The 4,853-nt window shown below is 34.0% G+C and carries 5 protein-coding genes and 1 pseudogene; all 6 read left to right on the top strand.

From position 1 onward, the window contains the following. Positions 1–366, top strand: a 366-nt coding sequence (locus DMP16_RS07930; RefSeq protein WP_185957843.1) for a C-terminal helicase domain-containing protein, incomplete at its 5' end; no start/stop codon positions are given. 194 nt (positions 367–560) lie between these two features. Then, positions 561–1,595 (top strand): hypothetical protein, encoded by a 1,035-nt coding sequence (locus tag DMP16_RS07925; RefSeq protein WP_185957842.1) that lies wholly within the window; start codon positions 561–563, stop codon positions 1,593–1,595. A gap of 326 nt (positions 1,596–1,921) precedes the next feature. Further along, complete coding sequence (locus DMP16_RS07920) at positions 1,922–3,235, top strand: circularly permuted type 2 ATP-grasp protein (RefSeq protein ID WP_143577065.1); 1,314 nt, start codon at positions 1,922–1,924, stop codon at positions 3,233–3,235. 8 nt (positions 3,236–3,243) lie between these two features. Beyond that, positions 3,244–4,020 (top strand): transglutaminase family protein, encoded by a 777-nt coding sequence (locus DMP16_RS07915; protein ID WP_255446838.1) that lies wholly within the window; start codon positions 3,244–3,246, stop codon positions 4,018–4,020. Then, a complete protein-coding gene (locus DMP16_RS07910; RefSeq protein WP_069283203.1) occupies positions 4,013–4,402 on the top strand; it encodes an alpha-E domain-containing protein in 390 nt (129 codons plus the stop codon). The genes DMP16_RS07915 and DMP16_RS07910 overlap by 8 nt, the downstream gene beginning before the upstream one ends. Positions 4,403–4,652: 250 nt before the next feature. Beyond that, a pseudogene (locus DMP16_RS07905) lies at positions 4,653–4,853 on the top strand (hypothetical protein); the annotation flags it as partial.

The following is a 4,853-nucleotide window of genomic DNA, read 5'->3' as shown; positions in this document are numbered from 1 at the left end:
GAGAAGGTAATAATATTCACTAGGACTAGAAGCAGGGCTAGAAAGTTACATTACGTTCTAAATAACAAGGGTATGAGAACTGGTTTACTCAGTGGCGAAATGCCACAGCCAGTGAGATTAAGAAACTTCTATGGATTTAAAAACGGTAAGTATAATATCCTAATAGCTACGGATTTAGCGTCGAGGGGAATTGATGTAATTGATGTAAATAAAATAATAAATTTTGATATTCCTAGAGATATTGAGACATATATTCATAGGGTAGGAAGAACGGGAAGAATGGGAAGAAGCGGAGAGGCTATAACGTTTTACACTTATCAAGAGATTGAAATAGTGAAGAATATAAGAAAGGTAATTGATAGATAGATGATTTCTCTAGTCCTCCTATGTGAAATTTTAAGATTGAATAGATCTAGGGAAGCCGTAACGTTTTATAACTCTACTTAGCCCTAAAGGATAAAGCTTTCCTAATTTAATATAGGATCGACTTTTCTTATGAAAAATATTATTTTTTGGTTAAGCTATCTGTTGATATGGTAAACTATTATCCCTACCTAAACATGAATGAACAGCAAGTTCTTCAACAAGCAGTCCCAGAATTAAGACCGCTATATTTAGCGTTAGTTTCCTACAAGTCAGCTTGTAACGGAGATTACAATAATGCTCTATATTCTCTTCAATTTGCTAGGGACTCGCCCTTCATTAACCCCTACTCCTTAAAAGTTCACGGATTAACTAACGCAAACTGTTACGATCATATGCTCAAGTCCATCTCATTCATGCCTGATATGGATAGTTGGAAACACGCTTTAGCGTCAGTAATTTTGCTTACAAAGGACTACGTTAATATGAATGATAGGTTTATATATGAAGGGAATGAGGACGCGTCTAAGGAGATAGATAAGGCATTACATGCTGGTATACCAGCTTACTATTTGTATAAAGCATTTGCCAATAGATCTTACGATTATGAACATAAGAAATATTTACAGAGGTATTTTAAAGAAGTGGAGAAACAAATTACAATTTATTATCAGCCCTTGTACGATTACGCAAATTATCTCTTATCAATGGTAAAGGGTGTAGTTAACCAAGACCTACCAATTTTAGGCGCGTTAACTACATTTTTCACTTTAGACGTAATGGAAATCCTTGAAGAAACTATTAAGAAGCTATCTGAACACGTTGTCTTCGGATTCGTACAAGCCTTAGATTTGTATTTTGCATCTAGGGAGATGACGAGAATAAGTGATGAGGTGAACGATTTAGATCTATTTAACATAGAACAAAGTGAAAGAGTTAAAGAGAAAGCAATGAAATCAATAGCTGAGGCTCAAAAATCTCTACAAAAACACGGGCAATATCATTTAGCTAATGCATTAAGTATACAATTTGAGTACTTAAGAGGAGATAGAGGAAAAATAAATCAGCATGTCAAGACCTTTGCCCAATGGATTCCAATACAAGGGTTCGATGTCGCTTATAGGGATTACGCGTATTATTTACTTAAGATGGTAGATAATCCTATGGAGAGGAAGGTTATTTGTTCCTCTTTAAGGATAATTGATAACGAGCTAAAAGTGCTGTGCGCTTAAACATTTACTTAGATATCTATATTTATATTTCATAAATTACAAAAAATTATAACAAATATACTATCCAGTTAGATTTAAAGAGACGTCTCTGCTACAGCTTTCATAATTTTATATTTAAATGCCAAATATCAATTTTCGGAGTATTGTAGTCTATCTTTTGTTTACAAAAATGAAGCCTGACTAGCGGAAGGAAGTCAGTTATTTCGCACATTCTTGATTAAGCGGTTATACCTTTTTAATATATTTACCCCATATACTTAAAAACTTTTGAATCAAAAATCTGAAATGCTTTTATAGTATTTTAACTAAAATTAAATAATGATATAATGATTAAACCAAGAAAGATGTCTGAGGCTAGATCCTTCTTTGAGTATGATGAGCCTTATTACTCTAGTTTAATAGATAAAATAGGTAAAATTTCAAATTTTTTCGAGTATGTCGATTTAATAAATGAGTTAGCGTATAAAGAAGGATTTACGTTTTACACGCAAACCTATTTTAGATCAATAAAAATTGATCCAATTCCGAGAATATTACGATATCAAGAGTTTAGAGAAATATCAAATGGGTTGAAAAATCGAGCCCTTGCAATAAACAAGTTTCTTTACGCCACTTATCATGGTGAAGATACACCTGTTCCAAAAAGTATCATAACGTCTTCTCCTTATTTTAGACCAGAGATGATGGATTTTGATCCCCCAAAAGGGATATACGTGTATATTTTTGGAGAAGATATTGTGAAAGTTAATGGACTTCCTTTGATCCTAGAAGATAATGTTAGAATACCATCTGGTATGAGTTACGCGATAAAGGCTTCTGAATTGGTCAATAGAATTTTAGGTAAAACAATATCAATACCTAAGCAAGAAGATGATGGATTAATATTATTAAGAAAAACACTTAAGTACGCTTCAGATACGAGAGATCCAGTAATTGCTATACTAACGGATGGAACTTTAAATTCAGCCTATTTTGAGCATAAGTTCTACTCTGACAATCTAGATCTTCTCCTCATAGAACCGTCTGATCTCGTAATAAAAGATGGAGAAGTAGTTGCTAAGACGTTAGATGGAGAAATTCACATAGATGTTATTTACAGAAGAATAGAAGATTTAGACGTTCTAACCCCAGGGTTGATGAAAGCATACCTTAGAGGTTGGGTGAACATAGTCAATGCACCCGGTACAGGTATTGCTGACGATAAGATAACCTTCTGTTACATGCCCCAGATCATGGATTATTTTGGAATAAAGGAAGGAGTAAGACAACCCTTCTCTATTCCCTTAGGTGCTTCAAAGGAAGATGTGATAAATAAAGTTGAAAACATGGTTTTGAAGAGAAGAGAAGGTTATGGTGGGTCTGGTACTTTCGTCATCAAAGATTTAAGGGAAGAGGATAAGATGAAGATTTTAAGAGAAGTTCTAAGCTATCCTGAGGAGTTCATGGCTCAAGAGCTATTAAACTTTGATACTGTATTATCAGCCATAAATGATAATTTTTATGAAACCTATGCAGATTTAAGGTTCTTTGTCTTTATAGATGTAGCTTCCAATACTATTTTAAGTAGAGTTGCGCCTTTAGGAAGTAGGGTTACGAATAACTCATCTGGCGGGCTGGTGAAACCAGTATTGGTAGTTTAAAATATAAGGTGTTTTATCAGGCAGAATATGAATACGAGGACGTTGTTATACTTAACGATAATACATTGAGAATAGTTCCTTATGATGGGGATAATCAACGTGTAATTGAAGAGATTCTAGAGACTGAGCCTAAAGGTTATATTATAAGATTTAAGGACAACTTTGGAAATATAGTGTATAGAGAAAAGATTTTGGATCCACATAATAAGATGATAATTAGAAGCAAGAGTATGGTGGAAGTGTATCCTAAGGTATTTAAGGATTGTAGAATTCCTTGCTCTGAGGACCTAGTTTTTACCTCTTCCTCTAGCTTAATAGATGTTGATTATTTTAAGAACATTGCGTCAGAATTACTAAAAAGTAATACGACTCTCGATGAATTCCTTAGAGCTACAGTTAACCTGGTTAAAGATAGGGTAAAATATAAGACAGGATTAACTGATGTCTCTACTAAGGCTCATGAGAGTTTCGAATTAGGTTATGGAGTTTGTCAAGATTTCGCCCAAATAACTATAGGTATATTAAGGGCTGCTGGAATTCCTGCAAGGTACGTAATGGGTTTAGTGAATGATACACCTAAGACTACACATGCATGGGTTGAGGTAAAATCAGAGGATGGATGGATACCTATAGATCCTACTAGGAATAAGTTCTATGATTTACAATATGTTAAGTTTGCTATAGGTAGAGATTATAATGATGTAGCTCCAATAGTTGGTACGTTTATCTCGAAGGGTAGGGGATGGTTAAAGCAAATCATAGTAGAGGTGAAACAGATTGATTAAGAGTACAGCATATAAAGTCTATTGGGCTGGGAGATATTTAGAGAGAATAGAAAATATCGCAAGATTTGGCGTATATTTTGCTGAGAAGGGAATACCAATTGAAGATATGAATAAGATTCTAGGTATTGATGACGTTTTCTCATACCTTTTTAATGAGTTCAAAATATTAAGAGAGGACATTAGAGCATTTGGAGATGAGGCAAGTATTAACGCATTATCGGCATTAGAGGCTAGCATCTATGCCAAAAATAATGATCTGAAAAGTTATTTCATGAACGTCTTAAACTCCGCATTATATGTCTTAAACGTAATTGAGGAGAATCTTAAGCCTAAGTCTATTTCTATAATGCCGAAAAAACAAGAGGAAATTCGTTCTCAATAAATTAAGTTCTAAAGTTGAAATCGTCTGCGCATCTATAATAGATAGCTAGAACAATTTATCTAAACCGTTTCCTTAAACTAACCTCCTTCCCGCCTAAAGGGCGAGGTTTGTCGCTCTTTCCATCACTATAAAACTGAATTTAATGTTTAGTTTTAAGGCATAATTTTTGGAAACGATTAGAACAAGCTATACTGATAGTGCACCCTATTCTGGACGAAAACTTTATAAAGTGACTTGTTATATTTGTTATATGACAAATATAATATCATTACTCTCTCCATTAGTGTCGATTATAATAGGAGTCCTACCCGTATTGGTCTTTAAAAAGAGTAAATCTCTTTTTGGAATAGCTGCAGCATCTTATTTCACTGCAATAACAGCTAAGGAGATCACACAACTGTCCTTTCACAGCTTCTTCATAACGCCATCGATTCCCACATATTTAAGTTAT

The sequence above is a fragment of the Sulfolobus sp. B1 genome, assembly GCF_007050195.1.
Classification (GTDB): Archaea; Thermoproteota; Thermoprotei_A; order Sulfolobales; family Sulfolobaceae; genus Saccharolobus.
This window is presented reverse-complemented; position numbering and strand designations above follow the sequence as displayed.